General features: G+C 70.7%; 20 protein-coding genes. 3 read left to right on the top strand and 17 right to left on the bottom strand.

Annotated elements, in window-relative coordinates; genetic code table 11:
- Positions 1–192: 192 nt before the first annotated feature.
- From OG219_RS33760 to OG219_RS33715, 10 genes are all read right to left on the bottom strand, one after another.
- Positions 193–486 (bottom strand): hypothetical protein, encoded by a 294-nt coding sequence (locus tag OG219_RS33760; protein ID WP_266832954.1) that lies wholly within the window; start codon positions 484–486, stop codon positions 193–195.
- Positions 487–587: 101 nt separating this feature from the next.
- Entirely contained in the window at positions 588–2,105 is a 1,518-nt protein-coding gene (gene gatB / locus OG219_RS33755; protein WP_266832952.1) for an Asp-tRNA(Asn)/Glu-tRNA(Gln) amidotransferase subunit GatB, read from the bottom strand.
- A gap of 16 nt (positions 2,106–2,121) precedes the next feature.
- Positions 2,122–2,364, bottom strand: a complete 243-nt coding sequence (locus OG219_RS33750) for a hypothetical protein (protein WP_266474783.1) — start codon at positions 2,362–2,364, stop codon at positions 2,122–2,124.
- Positions 2,361–3,866: an Asp-tRNA(Asn)/Glu-tRNA(Gln) amidotransferase subunit GatA gene (gene gatA, locus OG219_RS33745; protein ID WP_266832949.1), complete on the bottom strand. Its 1,506-nt coding sequence runs from the start codon at positions 3,864–3,866 to the stop codon at positions 2,361–2,363. The genes OG219_RS33750 and gatA overlap by 4 nt, the downstream gene beginning before the upstream one ends.
- 5 nt (positions 3,867–3,871) lie before the next feature.
- Entirely contained in the window at positions 3,872–4,168 is a 297-nt protein-coding gene (gatC, locus tag OG219_RS33740; protein WP_015036350.1) for an Asp-tRNA(Asn)/Glu-tRNA(Gln) amidotransferase subunit GatC, read from the bottom strand.
- Positions 4,169–4,541: 373 nt separating this feature from the next.
- Positions 4,542–6,764 carry a bifunctional diguanylate cyclase/phosphodiesterase gene (locus OG219_RS33735; RefSeq protein ID WP_266832947.1) on the bottom strand — a complete coding sequence of 741 codons (2,223 nt, stop codon included), beginning with the start codon at positions 6,762–6,764 and terminating at the stop codon, positions 4,542–4,544.
- 261 nt (positions 6,765–7,025) lie between these two features.
- Positions 7,026–9,230, bottom strand: a complete 2,205-nt coding sequence (gene ligA, locus OG219_RS33730; RefSeq protein ID WP_266832945.1) for an NAD-dependent DNA ligase LigA — start codon at positions 9,228–9,230, stop codon at positions 7,026–7,028.
- A 15-nt stretch (positions 9,231–9,245) separates the two neighbouring features.
- Complete coding sequence (locus tag OG219_RS33725; protein ID WP_323183363.1) at positions 9,246–10,202, bottom strand: methionine synthase; 957 nt, start codon at positions 10,200–10,202, stop codon at positions 9,246–9,248.
- Positions 10,203–10,284: 82 nt separating this feature from the next.
- Positions 10,285–10,974 (bottom strand): SDR family oxidoreductase, encoded by a 690-nt coding sequence (locus tag OG219_RS33720; protein WP_266832941.1) that lies wholly within the window; start codon positions 10,972–10,974, stop codon positions 10,285–10,287.
- A 16-nt stretch (positions 10,975–10,990) separates the two neighbouring features.
- Positions 10,991–11,530, bottom strand: coding sequence for a TIGR00730 family Rossman fold protein (locus tag OG219_RS33715; protein WP_266832939.1), 540 nt, complete (start codon positions 11,528–11,530; stop codon positions 10,991–10,993).
- A 50-nt stretch (positions 11,531–11,580) separates the two neighbouring features.
- Here OG219_RS33715 and OG219_RS33710 point away from each other — a divergent pair, with 50 nt between their 5' ends.
- Positions 11,581–11,904, top strand: coding sequence for a DUF427 domain-containing protein (locus OG219_RS33710; protein ID WP_266832937.1), 324 nt, complete (start codon positions 11,581–11,583; stop codon positions 11,902–11,904).
- Between the two features lie 13 nt (positions 11,905–11,917).
- On the opposite strand, the gene mnmA is transcribed toward OG219_RS33710, so the two are convergent.
- Positions 11,918–13,045 carry a tRNA 2-thiouridine(34) synthase MnmA gene (mnmA, locus tag OG219_RS33705; RefSeq protein WP_266832935.1) on the bottom strand — a complete coding sequence of 376 codons (1,128 nt, stop codon included), beginning with the start codon at positions 13,043–13,045 and terminating at the stop codon, positions 11,918–11,920.
- A 60-nt stretch (positions 13,046–13,105) separates the two neighbouring features.
- Between mnmA and OG219_RS33700 the strand changes: the two genes are divergently transcribed.
- The gene (locus OG219_RS33700; RefSeq protein ID WP_266832933.1) at positions 13,106–13,831 is read left to right on the top strand and encodes an N-acetylmuramoyl-L-alanine amidase; all 726 of its coding nucleotides are present in this window, start codon (positions 13,106–13,108) and stop codon (positions 13,829–13,831) included.
- Positions 13,832–13,879: 48 nt separating this feature from the next.
- On the opposite strand, the gene OG219_RS33695 is transcribed toward OG219_RS33700, so the two are convergent.
- From OG219_RS33695 to OG219_RS33685, 3 genes are all read right to left on the bottom strand, one after another.
- Positions 13,880–15,049, bottom strand: a complete 1,170-nt coding sequence (locus OG219_RS33695; protein ID WP_266832931.1) for a cysteine desulfurase family protein — start codon at positions 15,047–15,049, stop codon at positions 13,880–13,882.
- A 95-nt stretch (positions 15,050–15,144) separates the two neighbouring features.
- A complete protein-coding gene (locus OG219_RS33690; protein WP_266832929.1) occupies positions 15,145–15,447 on the bottom strand; it encodes a DUF4190 domain-containing protein in 303 nt (100 codons plus the stop codon).
- Positions 15,448–15,494: 47 nt separating this feature from the next.
- Positions 15,495–15,662 carry a hypothetical protein gene (locus OG219_RS33685; protein WP_266832927.1) on the bottom strand — a complete coding sequence of 56 codons (168 nt, stop codon included), beginning with the start codon at positions 15,660–15,662 and terminating at the stop codon, positions 15,495–15,497.
- Positions 15,663–15,785: 123 nt separating this feature from the next.
- Between OG219_RS33685 and OG219_RS33680 the strand changes: the two genes are divergently transcribed.
- Entirely contained in the window at positions 15,786–16,412 is a 627-nt protein-coding gene (locus OG219_RS33680; protein ID WP_266832925.1) for a TetR/AcrR family transcriptional regulator, read from the top strand.
- Positions 16,413–16,486: 74 nt separating this feature from the next.
- On the opposite strand, the gene OG219_RS33675 is transcribed toward OG219_RS33680, so the two are convergent.
- From OG219_RS33675 to OG219_RS33665, 3 genes are all read right to left on the bottom strand, one after another.
- Entirely contained in the window at positions 16,487–16,819 is a 333-nt protein-coding gene (locus OG219_RS33675) for a hypothetical protein (protein ID WP_266832923.1), read from the bottom strand.
- A 125-nt stretch (positions 16,820–16,944) separates the two neighbouring features.
- Positions 16,945–17,928 (bottom strand): YafY family protein, encoded by a 984-nt coding sequence (locus tag OG219_RS33670; protein ID WP_266832921.1) that lies wholly within the window; start codon positions 17,926–17,928, stop codon positions 16,945–16,947.
- Positions 17,929–17,990: 62 nt separating this feature from the next.
- Positions 17,991–18,851 (bottom strand): thioesterase family protein, encoded by an 861-nt coding sequence (locus tag OG219_RS33665; protein WP_266832919.1) that lies wholly within the window; start codon positions 18,849–18,851, stop codon positions 17,991–17,993.
- Positions 18,852–18,920: the final 69 nt, after the last annotated feature.

The raw sequence follows: 18,920 nt of genomic DNA, 5'->3' as shown, positions 1-18,920 counted from the left end.
ATCTTTGACCGGGAACAGCCGCTATAGGACGTTGACAGCCTCTATAGAAGTGAACAGCCCGCAAAGAACACATGAGCAATACCCAGTCACTCTTACAGCCGAAAGTGATCGTTTATCGCATTCGTGGGCTTACTCACAAGAGTGCGACCCAACTCACAGGACATTCCCCGGGACTCTGTCACCCCGCCGGGTTCAGTCGAACTGGTCGCCGACCGCCATCACCATCAGCCCGGCGACCAGCAGCCACAGAGCCCGCCTGGTACGTCCGCGGGCGCCGAGCAGGGATGCGACGGCGCACACCGTGGCGCCCGAGGCGTAGGCGGCGGGCACAAGGGCCGTCGTGGAGCCCACGGCTCGCAGCGCGGACGCCGCGAGGCCGGCGAGGGTCAGCAGCGCTCCGGTCCCGGACGCCGTCCAGCGGGCTCGCCGGGCCGCCTGCGCCGGCTCATCGAGGTCACTCGTCTCGGAATCACTGCCTCCAGTCATGCGCGGGAGGGTAACGCGCGCGCCTGTGCGGCTGACTACATGCCTGGGGGGATGCATCGGTTTCGATGCATCCCCCCAGGGCGCCTGTGCAGAGGTTGGGCTCAGCCCTCGCCGACGCCCAGCTTCTCCAGGATCAGTTCCTTGACGCGGGCCGCGTCGGCCTGGCCGCGGGTGGCCTTCATGACCGCGCCGACCAGGGCGCCGGCGGCCTGGACCTTGCCGCCGCGGATCTTGTCGGCGATGCCCGGGTTGCCTGCGATGGCCTCGTCGACGGCGGCGGTCAGCGCGCCCTCGTCGGAGACGACCTTCAGACCGCGCTTGTCGACGACCTCGTCCGGGGTGCCTTCTCCCGCGAGGACGCCTTCGATGACCTGGCGGGCCAGCTTGTCGTTGAGGGAGCCCTCGGCCACCAGCGCGGTGACGCGGGCGACCTGCGCCGGAGTGAAGGGCAGGTCCTCAAGGGCCTTGCCCGACTCGTTGGCGCTGCGGGCCAGTTCGCCCATCCACCACTTGCGGGCGGACGCCGCGTCGGCGCCCTCCTCGATGGTGGCGACGATCAGGTCGATGGCACCGGCGTTGAGGATCGACTGCATGTCGTGGGCGCCGACGCCCCACTCCTCGCGCAGGCGGTTGCGGCGGGCCAGCGGCTGCTCGGGCAGACCGGCGCGCAGCTCCTCGACCCATTCACGGGACGGGGCGATGGGGACGAGGTCGGGCTCCGGGAAGTACCGGTAGTCCTCGGCCTCCTCCTTCACGCGGCCCGAGGTCGTGGACCCGGTGTCCTCGTGGAAGTGGCGGGTCTCCTGGATGATCGTGCCGCCGCTGTTGAGCACGGCTGCGTGCCGCTGGATCTCGAAGCGGGCCGCACGCTCCACGGAGCGCAGGGAGTTGACGTTCTTCGTCTCGCTCCGCGTGCCGAACTTCTCGCGGCCGTGCGGGCGCAGCGACAGGTTCACGTCGCAGCGCATCTGGCCCTGCTCCATGCGGGCCTCGGAGACGTCGAGCGCCTTGATGAGCTCGCGCAGCTCGGCGACGTACGCCTTGGCGACCTCGGGAGCGCGCTCGCCCGCACCCTCGATCGGCTTGGTGACGATCTCGATGAGCGGGATGCCCGCGCGGTTGTAGTCGAGGAGGGAGTGCGAGGCGCCGTGGATACGGCCGGTGGCGCCGCCGACGTGCAGCGACTTGCCGGTGTCCTCCTCCATGTGGGCGCGCTCGATCTCCACGCGGAAGACCTCGCCGTCCTCCAGCTGGACGTCCAGATAGCCGTTGAAGGCGATCGGCTCGTCGTACTGGGAGGTCTGGAAGTTCTTCGGCATGTCCGGATAGAAGTAGTTCTTCCGGGCGAAGCGGCACCACTCGGCGATCTCGCAGTGCAGCGCGAGGCCGATCTTGATGGCGGACTCGATGCCGATCGCGTTGACGACGGGGAGCGCGCCGGGCATGCCGAGGCAGGTCGGGCAGGTCTGCGAGTTGGGCTCGGCGCCCAGCTCGGTGGAACACCCGCAGAACATCTTGGTCTTGGTGCCGAGTTCGACATGGACTTCGAGGCCCATGACGGGGTCGTACGTCGCCAGGGCGTCCTCGTACGACACCAGTTCGTCGGTCGTGGTGGTCACGGTGAAAACTTCCCTCTCAGCCCAGCAGGACGTCGTCGTCGCCCAGGCGCTTGAGCTCCCGGTAGAGGATGGCGAGGCCGGTGACGATGGCGGCGGCGGACACGGCCGCGTCGATCAGCCGCAGCGTGTCGTTCTCGGAGCGGGCCTTCTTGGCCTGCTTGGCGACGCTGACGGCCCCGAACGCGGTGGTCGCGATGGACAGGTACGTACCGGACTTGGACTTCTTGAAGCCCTTGGCCTTCGACAGTGCGTTGCTCACAGCGACGGTGCCTCCTCGATCAGCGGGTGGCCCCACCTTTCCACGAAGGCGGCCTCGACGGCGGCGCCGACCTTGTACAGCCGCTCGTCCTTCATCGCGGGGGCGATGATCTGCAGGCCGACCGGGAGACCGTCCTCCTGCGCGAGACCGCAGGGCAGCGACATGGCGGAGTTGCCCGCCAGGTTGGTCGGGATGGTGCAGAGGTCCGCGAGGTACATCGCCATCGGGTCGTCGGCACGCTCGCCGATCGGGAAGGCGGTGGTCGGCGTCGTGGGCGACACGATCACGTCGACCTGCTCGAAGGCGTTCTCGAAGTCGCGCGTGATGAGCGTACGGACCTTCTGGGCGCTGCCGTAGTACGCGTCGTAGTAGCCGCTGGACAGGGCGTACGTGCCGAGCATGATGCGGCGCTTGACCTCGTCGCCGAAGCCCGCTTCGCGGGTGAGGGCGGTGACCTCCTCGGCGGAGTGCGCGCCGTCGTCGCCGACGCGCAGGCCGTAGCGCATGGCGTCGAAGCGGGCGAGGTTCGACGAACACTCGGACGGCGCGATCAGGTAGTACGCGGAGAGCGCCAGGTCGAAGGACGGGCAGTCCAGCTCGACGATCTCGGCGCCCAGCTCCTTGAGGAGGGCGACGGACTCGTTGAAGCGCTGGACGACTCCGGCCTGGTAGCCCTCGCCCGCGAACTGCTTGACGACGCCGACGCGCATCCCGGCGACCGAGCCGTTGCGCGCGGCCTCGACGACCGGCGGGACCGGGGCGTCGATGGAGGTCGAGTCGAGCGGGTCGTGCCCGGCGATGACCTCGTGGAGCAGGGCCGCGTCCAGGACCGTACGGGCGCAGGGCCCGCCCTGGTCGAGGGAGGACGAGAACGCCACCATGCCGTAGCGGGAGACGCCGCCGTACGTCGGCTTCACGCCGACCGTGCCGGTGACGGCCGCGGGCTGGCGGATGGAGCCGCCGGTGTCGGTGCCGATGGCGAGGGGGGCCTGGAAGGAGGCGAGCGCGGCGCTCGAACCGCCGCCCGAGCCGCCGGGGATCCTGGACAGGTCCCAGGGGTTGCCGGTCGGCCCGTACGCGCTGTTCTCGGTGCTGGACCCCATGGCGAACTCGTCCATGTTGGTCTTGCCGAGGATGACGACGTCGGCGGCCTTCAGCTTCTTGGTGACGGTCGCGTCGTACGGCGGGATCCAGCCTTCGAGGATCTTCGAACCGACGGTGGTCGGGATCCCCTCGGTGGTGAAGATGTCCTTGAGCGCGAGCGGGACGCCGGCCAGCGGGCCGAGCTTCTCGCCGTCGGCCCGCTTCCGGTCCACGGCTCGGGCCTGCGCGAGAGCGCCTTCCCGGTCCACGTGGAGGAAGGCGTGCACCTTCTCGTCGACGGCCTCGATACGGGCGAGGTGCGCCTCGGTGACCTCTACGGCGGTGAGTTCGCCTTCGGTGATCTTCTGGGCGATCTCGGCGGCGGTCAGCCTGATGATGTTGATGTTGGTGTCCGTCATGGTGATTAGTCCTCCCCCAGGATCTGCGGCACCTTGAAACGCTGCTGCTCCTGGGCCGGGGCGCCGGAGAGCGCCTGCTCGGGGGTGAGCGACGGACGGACCTCGTCCGCGCGCATGACGTTCGTCAGCGGCAGCGGGTGAGAGGTCGGCGGTACGTCTTGGTCGGCGACCTCGCTGACGCGGGCGACCGCGCCGATGATGTCGTCGAGCTGGCCGGCGAAGTGGTCGAGCTCTTCGCCCTTCAGCTCCAGACGCGCCAGCCGTGCGAGGTGGGCGACCTCCTCGCGCGTGATGCCAGGCATGCGGCGTTCCTCTGGGGTGGAGTGTGTGTGGTTTGGCCCAATCCTATGGGGCCGGGGGTGGTGCCTGCGCCCGGGTTTCTTCCGGGGGCTTTGCCCACCCACGCCCGCCCGTGACCCTCACCTGACAAGTGGGGCTCTCCTGTGGGGGTTCCGCGCCGTCGGCGGCCGTCTGTACGGGGGGCGCGCCATCGTTCATGAGCTGCGGGCCGCATGGGGCTGGGCGCGCAGTTCCCCGCGCCCCTGACGGTCCCGCTCCTCTACGGGCGGGCGCCGACAGCGCTCAGCCCCCACGGCAGGGGTTCACTTGTCGACGAACCGTCCCGGGCGGTGCGCGGGCGGGAGAACCAAGCGGCAACCCCCACCGGCCCGCAGGCTACTCCGCGGCCGGCAGGGCGGCCCGAGGCCGCTGCCACCCCCGCGACCCCCGCGCGAGCAGCCACGCCGTGGTGTCCTCCGGCGGCATCGCGGCGGCGACCAGCCACCCCTGCACCGCGTCACACCCCAGGTCCCGCAACCGCTCCCACGTCTCGTCGTCCTCCACGCCCTCGGCGACGACGAGCAGTCCGAGGGAGTGCGCGAGGTCGATGGTGCAGCGCACGATCTCCGCGTCCTCGTTGTCCACGGCGAGCTTCGCGACGAAGGAACGGTCGATCTTCAGCTCGCTGACCGGCAGCCGGCGCAGATGGACGAGCGAGGAGTACCCCGTACCGAAGTCGTCCAGCGACATCTTCACGCCGTGTCCGGTCAGCCCGGCCAGGGTGTCCGCGGCCCGCTGCGGATCCTCGAGGAGCACATGCTCCGTTATCTCCAGCTGGAGCGACCCGGCGGGAACCCCGTGCCGGGCGAGCCGCGCGGCGACCGACCCGGCGAACCCGGGAGTGTGGACGTCGCGCGGTGAGACGTTCACCGCGACCGGCACGTGCAGGCCCTGCGCCCGCCACCGCGCGACCTGCGCGAGCGCGGTCTCCAGGACGTACTCGGTGAGGTGCGGCATCAGCCCGGAGGACTCGGCGATGGCTATGAACTCGTCCGGCGCCACCCTCCCCCGCTCGGGGTGCACCCACCGTACGAGTGCCTCAAGTCCCGCCACCTGCCCGTCGAACCGGACCTTGGGCTGGTAGTGCAGCTCGACATCACCGGCGTCCAGGGCCCTGCGCAGATCCCCGAGCAGCCCCAGCCGGTCCGGGGTGTTCGAGTCCCGCTTGGACTCGTACACCTCCACACCCGTCCGGTCCCGCTTCGCCTGGTACATCGCGACGTCCGCCCGCCGGAGCAGGCCCTCGGCGTCGAGCGCGTGGTCGGGGAAGACGGCGAGCCCGGCGCTGGCCTCCAGGACGAGCGAGAGCCCGTCGAGGTCGAGCGAGGAACCGAGCGCCGCGACGAGATTGCGGGCGACCCGGGTGGCCGACGTCGTGGAGTCGGCGATCGGCAGTAACACGGCGAACTCGTCGCCGCCCAGCCGCGCGGCCTCCGCCCCGCGCGGCAGGTTGAGCCGCAGCCGATCGGCTATCTGAAGGAGCAGCCGGTCCCCGGCGAGATGCCCCAACGTGTCATTCACCGAACGGAAACGGTCCAGGTCGATCAGCATCAGGGCAGACCGCGCACCGATGCGTTCGGCATCGTCCAGAGCCGTCCACGTACGTTCAAGCAGCCACTGCCGGTTGGGCAGCCCGGTCAGCGGGTCGCGCAGTTGCTCCTCGGCCCGCGCGCGGGCTATCCACAGCGTGGAGTCGAGAGCGATCAGCGGGATCGAGAACAGCGGCAGCAGCATCGGCTGCGCGGTCGCGACCACACAGATCAGCGGCGTGATGCCGAGCAGCGCGACGGCGACGAGCCCCTGTCTGACCAGGGCCGTGCGGGCGACGGTCGGCAGACCGCCGGTGCGCGGCGCGTGGACGTACCAGAGCAGAGTGCGGGTGGCCGCGAGATACGCGGCGGCGACCAGGACCACTTCGGGTACGGCGGAGACGGTCCAGGTCTCCGGATTCCAGGGCGTCTCGACGGACGGGAACCGTCCCCACGCGGCCAGGACCAGCGCCCCGGCGCCGATGCCGAGGATGTCGACCGCGCCGTGCAGTATGCCCTGGCGCCAGCGGTTGCGGCGCGCGATACCGACCAGGAGGACGACGGTCAGGCTGACCATTCCGGCGGGCACCCAGCCGTACAGCAGCAGGACCGCGAGGGTGAGGGCGGCGCCGGAGCCCGTGCCGCCCCACCAGCGAGAACGGCCGAGGGCGACCAGGTGGCCGACGATGACGCCGGTCAGCAGCGCGAGCGACCAGCCGACGGCGCCGGAGGGGAAGAGCGCGTGGTCCCCGCTGAACGCCCGGTAGAAACCGGCACCGAGGACGAACCCGGCCACCGCGACGACCGCCGTCGGCAGCGCGGGCCAGGATATGGGCCGTTCGGGCTCGTGGCCCGCCATGCCGGGGCCGGGGGCGAGACCGCCGACACCCACACCGCGGGCGGCCGTGCGGGGCGCGGCACCGGGGTGCTCCGAGGTCCGCGCCGTCCCGCGGGCTGCGCCAAGCCATGCGCCGGCCATCCGGCGCAGGCGCAGCCGTGAGTCAGGGGCGGCGCTCTCGGTCGGTTCCATTCCCGTCCCTCTCACAGCCGGCGGTGCCCACGCCACGCGACCCGAGCCCGAAGACAACTGGCCACGGACGCCGCGTCTCAAAACCATTCCCCGCACTCCCGAGGAGCAGGGGATGCCCCAACCGCAGCTGGGCACGGCAGGCGCACACCTCAACAGTAGGCCGCAGAAGGCTTCCACGGGCAGCGGTCGTCCACGGTTGCCCGAATGCGACCCGGCCACCCGTATGCATCTGATATGCGCCGAACGGGTGGCCTTCAACCGCTACTCCTCGGTCGGAAGCTCGATCGGAAGCGCGGCTTCCGCTGCCGCCTCCGGCCCCTGTTCGAGCAGGACAGCGAAGCCGTCCTCGTTCAGAACCGGAACCTTCAGCTGCATGGCCTTGTCGTACTTGGAACCGGGATTGTCTCCCACTACGACGAAAGCTGTCTTCTTCGAAACAGAACCGGTCACTTTCGCTCCCCGGCTCTGCAGGGCCTCTTTCGCGCCATCCCGCGTGTGGTGTTCGAGCGTTCCGGTGACGACAACGGTGAGCCCGTCGAGCGGACGAGGCCCTTCGTCCTCGCCGGAACCCTCCTCCTCCAGGCGGACGCCGGCGGCCTTCCACTTGCGGATGATCTCGCGGTGCCAGTCCTCCGCGAACCACTGCTTGAGGGAGGCGGCGATGATCGCGCCGACGCCCTCGGTGGCGGCGAGCTCCTCCTCGGTGGCCTCCTCGATCCGGTCGATCGAGCGGAACTCGCGGGCCAGTGCCTCGGCCGCGACCGGCCCGACATGACGGATCGACAGACCGGTGAGGACGCGGGCGAGCGGGCGCTCCTTGGCCGCCGCGATGGTGTCCAGCATGGCGATCGCGTTCTTCTTCGGCTCGCCCTGCTGGTTGGCGAAGACCGTGGCGATCTTCTCCTCGCCCGTCTTCGGGTCGCGCTTGGGCAGTCCGCTGTCCTGGTCGAGGACGTACGCCTTGATGGGCAGCAGTCGCTCGATGGTCAGGTCGAAGAGGTCGCCCTCGTCCACGAGCGGTGGCTCGGCCGGCTCCAGCGGCTTGGTGAGGGCCGCAGCGGCGACGTACCCGAAGTGCTCGATGTCCAGCGCCTTGCGGCCCGCCAGATAGAAGAGCCGCTCCCTCAACTGGGCCGGGCAGGTACGGGCGTTCGGGCACCGGAGGTCGATGTCGCCCTCCTTCATGGGCCGCAGGGCCGTACCGCACTCGGGGCACTGAGCGGGCATCACGAACTCCCGCTCGCTGCCGTCGCGCAGATCGGCCACAGGACCGAGGATCTCGGGGATGACGTCACCGGCCTTGCGCAGCACCACCGTGTCCCCGATGAGGACGCCCTTGGCCTTCACGACCTCCTGGTTGTGCAGGGTCGCGAACTCGACCTCGGAGCCGGCCACCGTGACCGGCTCGACCTGCGCGTACGGCGTGACGCGGCCCGTGCGGCCCACACCCACCCGGATGTTGATCAGCTTGGTGTTGACCTCCTCGGGCGCGTACTTCCAGGCGATCGCCCAGCGCGGCGCCCGCGAGGTGGAGCCGAGGCGGCCCTGGAGCGGGATCTCGTCGAGCTTGACGACCACTCCGTCGATCTCGTGCTCCACGGAGTGGCGGTTCTCCCCGTAGAACGCGATGAACTCCCGTACGCCGTCGAGGTCGTCGACCACCTTGGCGTACTGGGTGGTCGGCAGGCCCCACTCGCGCAGCAGGTCGTACGCCTGGGAGAGGCGATCGATGTCGAAGCCCTCGCGGGCGCCGATGCCGTGCACGACCATGTGCAGCGGGCGGGTCGCGGTGACGCGGGGGTCCTTCTGCCTCAGCGAACCCGCCGCCGCGTTGCGGGGGTTGGCGAAGGGCTTGTCGCCGCCCTCCACCAGGCGGGCGTTGAGCTCCTCGAACTTCTCCATCGGGAAGTAGACCTCGCCGCGGATCTCCACGAGGTCCGGGACGCGGTCGCCCTTGAGACGGTCCGGGATCTCCGCGATCGTGCGGACGTTGGGCGTGATGTCCTCGCCCGTGCGGCCGTCGCCGCGGGTCGCCGCGCGCGTGAGGCGGCCGTGCTCGTACGTGAGGTTGACCGCGAGGCCGTCGACCTTCAGCTCGCACAGGAGGTGGTAGTCGGAGGTGCCCACGTCTCTCGCGACGCGCTCCGCCCAGGCCGCGAGCTCCAGGTCGTCGAAGGCGTTGTCGAGCGAGAGCATGCGTTCGCGGTGCTGGACCGAGGTGAACTCGGTCTCGTACGCGCCCGCGACCTTCTGGGTCGGGGAGTCGGGGGTGCGCAGCTCGGGGTACTCCTCCTCCACCGCCTCCAGTGAGCGCAGGAGCTTGTCGAACTCCGCGTCGCTGACGACCGGTTGGTCCTTCACGTAGTACCGGAAGCGGTGCTCCTCGATCTGCTCGGCGAGCAGCGCGTGCTTCTCCCGCGCCTCGGCGGGTACCGATGTGGGCTCTGCGTGCTTTTCGCCGGCCACCGTGTTGTCCTCCCGTTACTCAGGGTTGTCCGCGAGTGATCTCGCCGCCCGGGCGCAATGGGCGAGTGCCTTGCGCGCATGGTCGGGGGAAGCCCCCGCCAGCCCGCACGACGGAGTGACCGTGACCGCCTCCGCGAGAAGCCCCGGATGCAGCCCCAGCCTGCGCCACAGCGTCCTGACACCCATGACGCTACCGGCAGGGTCTGACATTGCGCCGTCCACGCTGGGGACGACACCGGCGAAGAGCTGCGTCCCGCCCTCCACTGCTTCCCCGATCACATCGTCGTCACGCTCGGTGAGGAGCGAGAAGTCGAAGGAGATCGCCGCGACGCCCGTTCTGCGCAGGAGCGCGAACGGCACGTCGGGCGCGCACGAGTGCACCACGACCGGCCCGCTGCTGTGAACCCCGATGACGTCCCGCAGGGTGGCCTCGATCAGCTGCCGGTCGACGGCACGGTGGGTCCGGTAGCCGCTCGCGCTCTTCACGTGCCCGCGCAGTACGGCGATGAGGGACGGCTCGTCGAGCTGGAGGACGAGCTGTGCTCCCGGAATGCGCCGCTGCACCTCTTCGAGGTGGACGCGCAGCCCTTCGGCGAGCGAACCGGCGAGGTCCCGGCAGGCCCCGAGGTCGGACAGCGCCACCTCGCCGTTCCTCAACTCCAGTGCGGCGGCCAGCGTCCAGGGCCCCACCGCCTGCACCTTCAGCGGCCCCTCGTACCCCTGGGTGAACTCCTCGATCGCGTCGAGGTCCTCCCCCAGCCACGACCTCGCCCTCTTGGTGTCCCTCCCCGGCCTGTCCCCGAGCCGCCATCCGCTGGGCTCCACGCGCGCGAACAGCTCGACGAGCATCCCGGCGGTCCGCCCGATCATGTCCGCGCCGGGTCCCCGCGCGGGCAGCTCGGGCAGAAACGGGAAGTCCTCGAAGGACCCGACCACCGTCTTGGCCGCCTCGCGGGCATCCCCGCCCGGCATTGACCCGACCCCGGTCGCGGGCCCGAACCTGAACTTGCTGTTTTCGCTCACTCCGGAAGCGTACGGAATGCTTCTCGGGAGGTCAGCGTCCCGGTCGCACCGTCAGGTCGTTGACCTCCGCGTCGTGCGGCAGGTCGAGGGCCATGAGGATCGTCGTCGCGACGGACTCGGGGTCGATCCACTTCGACGCGTCGTACTCCTTGCCCTCCTGCTGGTGGACCTTGGCCTGCATGGGGCTGGCGGTGCGGCCGGGGTAGACGGAGGTGACGCGGACGCCGTTGCCGTGCTCCTCGTGGCGCAGGGAGTCCGCGAGGGCTTTGAGGCCGTGCTTGGAGGCCGCGTACGCGGACCAGTCGGCGTGGGCGTTGAGGCCGGCGCCGGAGTTGACGAACAGCACGTGGCCCTGGGCGACGCGGAGTTGGGGCAGGAAGTGGCGGGTCAGCTCGGCGGGGGCGATCAGGTTGACGTTGAGCTGGTGGCGCCAGGACTTGGGGGTCAGCTCGCCGACCGGGCCGAGGTCGACCACGCCCGCGATGTGCAGGAGTGAGTCGATCCGGTCGGGCAGCGTCTGGTGCGAGAACGCCCAGGAGAGCTTGTCCGGGTCCGCAAGGTCGCCGACGAGCGTCATCGCTCCCGGGTACGCCGCGGCGAGCTCCTTCGCGCGGCCCGCGTCGCGCGCGTGCAGCACGATGTCGTCCCCGCGCGCGTGGAGGCGGCGGGCGACCGCCGCGCCGATGCCGGAGCCCGCCCCGGTGATCACATGTGTAGCCATGCCCGCCATGCTCGCATCACTGCTGGCCCTGGCTCTCTTCGAGGTAGGCCAGGGCCCCCACCGGCTCCTCCGCGAAGAACACCAGCTCAGTGAGAGGCAGCGGCAGGAATCCCTCGTCCTCCATGCGCCGGAACTGCTCCTTGAGGCCGTCGTAGAAGCCCGCCGTGTTGAGCAGCACCACCGGCTTCTGGGTCTTCCCGTGCTTCTTCAGTTCCAGGATCTCGGTCGCCTCGTCGAGCGTCCCCGTTCCCCCGACCATGATCACCACCGCGTCGGCCTTCTCCAGGAGCAGCGCCTTGCGCTCGGCGAGGTCACCCGCGATGACCATCTCGTCGGCGTTCGGACGGACCTTGGCCGCCAGGAAGTCCACGGAGACGCCAAGGAGGCGTCCGCCCGTCTCCTGCACACCGTCGGCGACCACCTTCATGAGACCGACGTCGGAACCGCCCCACACCAGGGTGTGACCGCCCTTGCCGAGCAGTTCCGCGAACTCCCGCGCGGGGCGCGTGTAGCGGTCGTCGAGGTCGGCGGCGGAGAGGAAGACGCAGATATTCATGCGTCCACGGTACGGGGGAAGAACTCCGGGCCCGCCGGTGCTTCCCAGGTATGGCTGAAGGACACACGATCACCATCGAGCAGGGCACGCAACGCGTACGCGTCGTGCACGGCGACCAGATCCTGGCGGAGAGCGACCGCCCCCTGTTGCTGCGCGAGACCGGCTGTCCCGTGCGCTACTACCTGCCCCCGGAGGATGTCCGCCTCGACCTGCTGGCGGCTTCCGAGACCCACACGTACTGCCCGTTCAAGGGCACCGCGTCGTACTGGTCACTCCCCGACGCGGCCGACCTGGTCTGGGCGTACCCCGACCCCAAGACCGAAGTCACCCAGATCAAGGACCACCTGTGCTTCTACGAAGTGGAAGTGGTGTGACCAGGGACCACCGTTAGACGGACGCCGTCGCGCGCGTGGTCGTCGCGATCGTCGCGGAGCCCACCACGCGCGTGCCGTCGTACAAGACGACCGCCTGGCCCGGGGCGACCCCGCGGACCGGCTCGGTGAAGGCGACCTCCAGGGTGCCGTCGACGAGCTCCGCCGTGACCGTCGTCTCGCCGCCGTGGGCGCGGAGTTGGGCGGTGTAGGTGCCGGGGCCGGAGGGGGCCGAGCCGCACCAGCGGGGCTTGATCGCGGTCAGGCCGTTGACGTCCAGGGCGGCCGCCGGGCCGACCGTGACCGTGTTGTCGACCGGTGAGATGTCCAGGACGTAGCGCGGCTTGCCGTCGTCGGCCGGGGTGCCGATGCGAAGCCCCTTGCGCTGGCCGATCGTGTAGCCGTACGCGCCCTCGTGGGTGCCCAGCTTGGTGCCGGACTCGTCGACGATGTCGCCCTCGGCCTTGCCGAGACGGTTCGCCAGGAAGCCCTGGGTGTCGCCGTCGGCGATGAAGCAGATGTCGTGGGAGTCCGGCTTCTTGGCGACGGCGAGGCCCCGGCGCTCGGCCTCCGCGCGGATCTCGTCCTTCGTGGTGACCGTGTCGCCGAGCGGGAACAGGGCGTGCGCGAGCTGGCGGTCGTCGAGGACACCGAGGACGTACGACTGGTCCTTGGCCATGTCGGAGGCGCGGTGCAGCTCGCGTGTGCCGTCCGCACGGACGATCACCTGTGCGTAGTGGCCCGTGCAGACCGCGTCGAAGCCGAGCGCGAGCGCCTTGTCGAGCAGCGCGGCGAACTTGATCTTCTCGTTGCAGCGCAGGCACGGGTTCGGGGTGCGCCCCGCCTCGTACTCGGCGACGAAGTCCTCGACCACGTCCTCGCGGAAGCGCTCGGCGAGGTCCCACACGTAGAAGGGGATGCCGATGACGTCGGCCGCGCGGCGGGCGTCGCGCGAGTCCTCGATGGTGCAACAGCCGCGCGCGCCCGTGCGGAACGATTGCGGGTTGGCGGAGAGCGCGAGGTGCACGCCCGTCACGTCGTGGCCGGCTTCCGCCGCTCGGGCGGCGGCTACGGCGGAGTCCACGCCACCCGACATGGCGGCGAGTACGCGAAGGGGACGGGGGCGCTGCGAGGTCTCAGTCATAACCCCTCCAGGGTACGGGGCCCCGGGAACCGAAGCCCGCGAGTATCCGTTGAAGATCGCATGGGGGAGAAAAAGACGGACACCGAGGCCCGGACGAAGGGCCGCAGGGCCAAGGACGACGACCGGCGGGTCGGGCGCCGGGCGCTGATCATGGGCGGGGCGGCGGCCGCCGTGGGCAGTGCCGTGCTGGCGCGGGACGAGCTCGCGCGCCTGTGGTGGCGGCTGCCTAGCGTGGAGAAGCCGCGCAAGGAGGGCGAGGTCGACTTCACGGGCGCCCAGTGGGTGGCCGCGTCGTCGGCGAACTGGCGGCTGGCGGACCGGCCCGACGACTACGGGATAGACCGGGTGATCATCCACGTCACCCAGGGCAGCTTCGACAGCGCGGTGAAGGTCTTCCAGGACCCGGGTCACGGCGCGGCCGCGCACTACATCGTCGGCCAGGACGGCCGCATCACACAGATGATCCGCGAGCTGGACGTGGCGTACCACGCGGGAAACCGGGAGTACAACGAACGGAGCGTCGGCATCGAGCACGAGGGCTTCGTGGACCGTCCGCAGGATTTCACGGACGCCATGTACGAGGCTTCGGCGCGGCTGACGGCCCGGATATGCGGGCGGTACGACATCCCCGTCGACCGGGAGCACATCATCGGGCATGTCGAGGTGCCGGGAACCGATCACACGGATCCAGGGCCGCACTGGGACTGGGACCGGTACATACCGCTCGTACGGCAGGCGCTGTCCGCCCAGGAGCAGACGCAGGCGGCCGGGACGCCCACCGGCTGAGTCCTGCCGCCTGAGTCCCGTCGCCCGAGTCCGGTCGGCCGGGGCCCGCTAGCTGAGTCCCGCCGTACGCGCCCGTTCCACCGCAGGACCGATCGCGCGGGCCACCGCCTCGACGTCCGTCTCCGTGGAGGTGTGGCCGAGCGAGAAGCGGAGGGTGCCGCGGGCCAGGTCGGGGTCGGTTCCGGTGGCCAGAAGGACATGGCTGGGCTGGGCCACCCCCGCCGTGCACGCGGAGCCGGTGGAGCACTCGATGCCCTGCGCGTCCAGGAGGAGGAGCAGGGAGTCGCCTTCGCAGCCGGGGAACGTGAAGTGCGCGTTGGCCGGCAGCCGCCCCCCGTCGGCAGGGTCGCCGCCGAGGATCGCGTCGGGCACGGCCTTGCGCACGGCCTCGACGAGCTCGTCGCGCAGGCCGCCGATCTCCCGCGCGAACCACTCGCGCTGCTCGGCGGCGAGCCGCCCGGCGACGGCGAACGACGCGATCGCGGGCACGTCGAGCGTGCCGGAGCGGACGTGGCGTTCCTGGCCGCCGCCGTGCAGGACGGGTACGGGGCTGTACTCCCGGCCGAGGAGCAGCGCGCCGATGCCGTACGGGCCGCCGATCTTGTGGCCGGAGACGGTCATCGCGGCGAGGCCCGAGGCGCCGAAGTCGACGGGGACCTGGCCGAAGGCCTGCACGGCGTCGGCGTGCAGCGGGATGCCGAACTCGGCGGCGGCGTCGGCCAGTTCATGGACCGGCATCACGGTCCCGATCTCGTTGTTGGCCCACATCACCGTGGCGAGGGCGACGTCGTCGGGGTTGCGGGCGATGGCCTCGCGCAGGGCGTCCGGGTGGACACGGCCGTACGGGTCCACCGGGAGGTACTCGACGGTGGCGCCCTCGTGTTCGCCGAGCCAGTGGACGGCGTCGAGGACGGCGTGGTGTTCGACGGGGCTCGCGAGGATGCGGGTGCGGGCGGGGTCGGCGTCGCGGCGGGCCCAGTACAGGCCCTTCACCGCGAGGTTGTCGGCCTCGGTGCCGCCGGAGGTGAAGACCACCTCGCTGGGGCGTGCGGCGAGGGCGTCCGCCAGGGTTTCACGGGCTTCCTCGACGGTACGCCTGGCTCGGCGGCCGGCGGCGTGGAGGGAGGAGGCGTTGCCCGTGACGCTCAGCTGGGCGGTCAGAGCCTCTACCGCCTCAGGGAGCATCGGGGTGGTCGCGGCGTGGTCGAGGTAAGCCATGGTGGGCCCGATTCTACGGGCCTCTTCTCAACTGCCTCGGCCCCCACCCGGGGGTGGGCCTTGCTCCGGCCGTCACCCGGGGGGCGTGGCGTGTCCTAGAAGCTCCAGGACACCGTGCTGTCGAACTGCATGAGCGTCACCAGCACGACCAGGTCGGCGACGCCCAGGCCGAGGCCCAGGAACGCGCGGCCCTTGCGGGCCGTGCCGCGGTAGAGGGCGGCGCAGGCGAGGACGATGGCCGTGGGGCCCAGAAGGAGGTTGAGGACCAGGAGGCCGAGGAGGCCGAGGATGAAGGAGGCGACGGCCATGCCGTCGGCGTCCCGTCCGGCGGTCCTGCGGGTCGGCGCGGGCGTGCGCTCGGCGCCCTCAGTACGTGCGGTGAGTTCGGTGAGTTCCATGGTGTGAGTCCGCTCCCAACAGTTGAGTTGGTGGAGGTGTGGCGCGGTCAGTTGGTGGAGGTGAGGCGTCGGCGGGCGTTCCGCTCGCGTACCGCGAAGACGGCCAGCCAGATGCCGATGACGACGGCGGCGACGAGGCTGACGGGCAGCGGCGCGTGGGCCACGGAGCCCATGACGACACCCATCAGCAGGAGGGCGGCTACGAGGAAGAGCATGAGATGCCTCTCGTGGAAGTCTCGAAGTCAGTGAACGGTTGTAGTAACACTTGTTCACTGACTCCAGAGTCTAGCGCGCTGCCCGGCTTTCCAATTACAGAGAACAGTTGTTAACTGCATGGCATGAGTCACACCCTCGGCATCCGACAGGCCCAGAAGCAGAAGACCCGACAGGCCATCCTGGACGCGGCGTTGGGACTGCTGGAGGAGCAGAGCCTGAGCAGCCTGGGTCTGCGCGAGGTCACCCGTGCCGTCGGTGTCGCTCCGACCGCCTTCTACCGGCACTTCCGCTCGACGGCGGATCTCGGTGTGGCGCTGGTCGAGGAGGCGCTGGGCAGCCTGCACCCGATGATCGGGGACACCGTGTCCGCGGCCGGCGACAGCGACGAACGCATCACGCGTGCCGTCGATCTGATCGCCCACCACGTGGCGACCCACCCCGCGCACGTCCGCTTCATCGCGCGTGAGCGGCACAGCGGCGTCCAGCCGGTGCGGGAGGAGATCCGCGAGCAACTGGCCCAGTTCGCCGAGGAGGTGAAGACCGAGCTGGCCAAGCAGCCCGAGTCGCAAGGGTGGAGCGACGACGACCTGCTGATGCTCGCGGGCCTGTACGTCGACCAGATGCTGATGACGGCGTCGCTCTTCCTGGAAGCGCTGGAGGCCTCCGAGGAGGAGCAGGACCGGGTGGCCCGCGTCGCGAGCCGCCAGATGCGGCTGATCAGTATCGGCCGCCGCAACTGGCTGGGGTGACGCCCCCGTTCACCGAGCACGTCACCCCACAAAGCCGTTGACCGCCGGCCTTCGAGCGAAAGCGGCGGGAACAGTCAGCCCGCCTGCTGCGCCTGACCGCCCTGACCGCCACCGAAGCCGCCACAGCCACCGCCGCCGGCCCCACCGCTCGGCATTCCGGACGGCCTGCCCGAGCGGGCCGCGCCCGAGGGCATCCCGGAGGGCGCACCGGAAGGCCTGGCGGACCCCGCGGCACCGCTGGGCCGCCCGGACGGGCCTCCGCTGGGCATGCCCGACGGCCTGGCGCATTCGGTCTGGTCGGTGCTGCCGCTGTCGGAGGACGACGAGTCGCCAGAGCCACAGGCCGCGAGCAGCGGCGCGAGTGCGAGCAGTGCGACGGCGGGGACGAGTCGTACGCGACGGTTCATGAGTCTTACTCCCAGTCAAGTCCCGGGCCCGGTTTATGAATGCCGGATGAGTACGGGATGAGTGGGGGCAAGAGCACCAGACGCAGGTAGGGCCGCGCTGTGCCGAAGCTGTGGCTAGCTGTGGATCACCGCCTCCGGCGGGGGACGCGTTCACCCTCGTACAACGCGCTGATGGCGGCCGCCGTCCCGGCCAGTTCCTCCCGTACCTCCGGCGGCGTGAGCACCTCCACCGCGTCCCCGAAGGCCAGTAGCGTGCGCGCTTCGCGGACGAAGCCGTACGACAGTTGGGCGGTCACCCACGCGCTCTCACCGTCGTCCTCCGGCCGGGCCCTGAGCGAGGCGGCGTTGAGGCGGAGGAACAGGTCGAGGCGGGAGCGCTGTACCCGAACTGTGACATCGAGACCGCCGGGCCGCTCCTCCACCCGGCGCCGCAACACCTCCCAGACGTCGACGAGTTCGACGCCCGGCCGCCGCCGCACCGGATCGGGCAGGAGCGTGGCCGAACGCACCCGGTCGACCCGGAACAGCCGCGGCGTGCCGCGCCGGTCGGCGACCAGGTACCAGACGCCCGCCTTGGAGACGAGCCCGTACGGGTCGACGGTGTACGTGCTCGGCTCGGCGGCCCCGCTGTGGCGGTAGCGCAGCCGCAGCCGGCGGTCGGCGAAGACGGCGTCCTGCAACACGTCCAGATCGACGGCCGGTCGGGGCCCGCCCTTCCAGCGCGTGGCGTCGACCAGGACGCGGCGGCCGGCGGCCTCGGCGGCCGGCCGGTGCGGGGCGGGCAGCGCGGCCATCACCTTGCGCAGCGCGGAGCCGAGCGCCGCGTCCAGACCGAGCGCGGCGTGCGCGCCCTGGGCGGCCAGGATGAAGAGCGCGCGGGACTCGTCCGCGGTCAGCCCCGTGACGTCCGTACGGAATCCGGCGAGCAGTTCGATGCCGCCGTGCCGACCGCGCTCGGCGTACACCGGGACGCCGGAGGCGGACAGCGCCTCCACGTCCCGGTAGATGGTGCGCACCGACACCTCGAGCCGGTCGGCGAGTTCGGGCGCGGGAACGCGGCCGCGGGTCTGGAGCAGCAGCAGGATCGAGAGCAGCCGGTCGGACTTCACACGCCCAAGGATCGCGTACGAGGGGATCGGCGACCGCGAGCCCTGTCCAGGTGACCGGGAGTTCAGCCGATCCGCGCCCGCGCGAGCTGCCGGGACTGCGCGACCAGCCGGTCCGCGCTGTCCCACACCTCGGCGTCCTCCTCCAGGAAGCCGCCGGCGAGGTTGCGGGTGGTGATCGACACCCGGAGCGGGCCGGGCGCTGGGCGGGCGCGGACGTGCACCGTCAGTTCGACGGTCGGCACCCAGCCGGACAGGCCGAGTTCGAAGGCGGTCGGCGGCAGCGCGTCGACCGCGAGGAGCAGCGAGAGGGGGTCCGCGTCGCGTCCGTCGGCGAGACCGAACCAGGCCCTCATCTCGCCCTTCCCGGAGGGCGATCCGAGCGCCCAGCCCAGGGTCGACGGGTCGAGCTTGAGCATCAGCCGGTCGGCGATCGCCGAGCTGCCGGGTACCGGCGCGGGTGCGTCCTGAGGGCCGAAGCACTGGTCCATGGGCGGGATCGCGGGCGGTTTCGCCGTCGTACGGACGTCCTCGGGGAGCGTGTCGAGATCGCCGTACGAGGCGAGGACACGGATCCGTTCGACCTCGCGGCCCTCGTCGTCGTACTGGAAGAGGGACGCCTGGCCGGTGGAGAGGGTCCGGCCGGTGCGTACGACGTCCGTGCGGACGACCGCGGGTCCCGGCCGGGAGGCGGTCAGGTAGTGCGCGGAGATCGTGAACGGGTCGGTGTGCGGCAGGGCGTCCGCGAGGGCGCGGCCCAGGACGGCAAGGAGGTAACCGCCGTTGACCGCGCTGATGATCGTCCACCCGGCGGACAGGTCGATGTCGTAGACGCCGGGTTCGCGCAGGGTGACCGCCGTGTCGCGGTCGAACTCGCTGTCGCCGATCGTGGCCCGCAGGGCTCCTGCCGAAGCTGCTTCTGACATGCCTGAACGGTACAACAGGTAATTACTAAGCGGTAGCTTTTACTGTTTCGGGCCCGTGAAGTCCATCGG

It is taken from the genome of Streptomyces sp. NBC_00038 (genome assembly GCF_026343635.1).
Classification (GTDB): domain Bacteria; phylum Actinomycetota; class Actinomycetes; order Streptomycetales; family Streptomycetaceae; genus Streptomyces.
This window is presented reverse-complemented; position numbering and strand designations above follow the sequence as displayed.

Excerpts from the sequence above, each read along its gene's own strand:
- OG219_RS33760 (WP_266832954.1), bottom strand. The coding sequence starts at position 486 with ATGACTGGAGGCAGTGATTCCGAGACGAGTGACCTCGATGAGCCGGCG.
- gatA (WP_266832949.1), bottom strand. The coding sequence starts at position 3,866 with ATGACGGACACCAACATCAACATCATCAGGCTGACCGCCGCCGAGATC.
- gatC (WP_015036350.1), bottom strand. The coding sequence starts at position 4,168 with ATGCCTGGCATCACGCGCGAGGAGGTCGCCCACCTCGCACGGCTGGCG.
- OG219_RS33735 (WP_266832947.1), bottom strand. The coding sequence starts at position 6,764 with ATGGAACCGACCGAGAGCGCCGCCCCTGACTCACGGCTGCGCCTGCGC.
- OG219_RS33725 (WP_323183363.1), bottom strand. The coding sequence starts at position 10,202 with ATGCCGGGCGGGGATGCCCGCGAGGCGGCCAAGACGGTGGTCGGGTCC.
- OG219_RS33720 (WP_266832941.1), bottom strand. The coding sequence starts at position 10,974 with ATGGCTACACATGTGATCACCGGGGCGGGCTCCGGCATCGGCGCGGCG.
- OG219_RS33715 (WP_266832939.1), bottom strand. The coding sequence starts at position 11,530 with ATGAATATCTGCGTCTTCCTCTCCGCCGCCGACCTCGACGACCGCTAC.
- OG219_RS33710 (WP_266832937.1), top strand. The coding sequence starts at position 11,581 with ATGGCTGAAGGACACACGATCACCATCGAGCAGGGCACGCAACGCGTA.
- mnmA (WP_266832935.1), bottom strand. The coding sequence starts at position 13,045 with ATGACTGAGACCTCGCAGCGCCCCCGTCCCCTTCGCGTACTCGCCGCC.
- OG219_RS33700 (WP_266832933.1), top strand. The coding sequence starts at position 13,106 with ATGGGGGAGAAAAAGACGGACACCGAGGCCCGGACGAAGGGCCGCAGG.
- OG219_RS33695 (WP_266832931.1), bottom strand. The coding sequence starts at position 15,049 with ATGGCTTACCTCGACCACGCCGCGACCACCCCGATGCTCCCTGAGGCG.
- OG219_RS33690 (WP_266832929.1), bottom strand. The coding sequence starts at position 15,447 with ATGGAACTCACCGAACTCACCGCACGTACTGAGGGCGCCGAGCGCACG.
- OG219_RS33685 (WP_266832927.1), bottom strand. The coding sequence starts at position 15,662 with ATGCTCTTCCTCGTAGCCGCCCTCCTGCTGATGGGTGTCGTCATGGGC.
- OG219_RS33680 (WP_266832925.1), top strand. The coding sequence starts at position 15,786 with ATGAGTCACACCCTCGGCATCCGACAGGCCCAGAAGCAGAAGACCCGA.
- OG219_RS33675 (WP_266832923.1), bottom strand. The coding sequence starts at position 16,819 with ATGAACCGTCGCGTACGACTCGTCCCCGCCGTCGCACTGCTCGCACTC.
- OG219_RS33665 (WP_266832919.1), bottom strand. The coding sequence starts at position 18,851 with ATGTCAGAAGCAGCTTCGGCAGGAGCCCTGCGGGCCACGATCGGCGAC.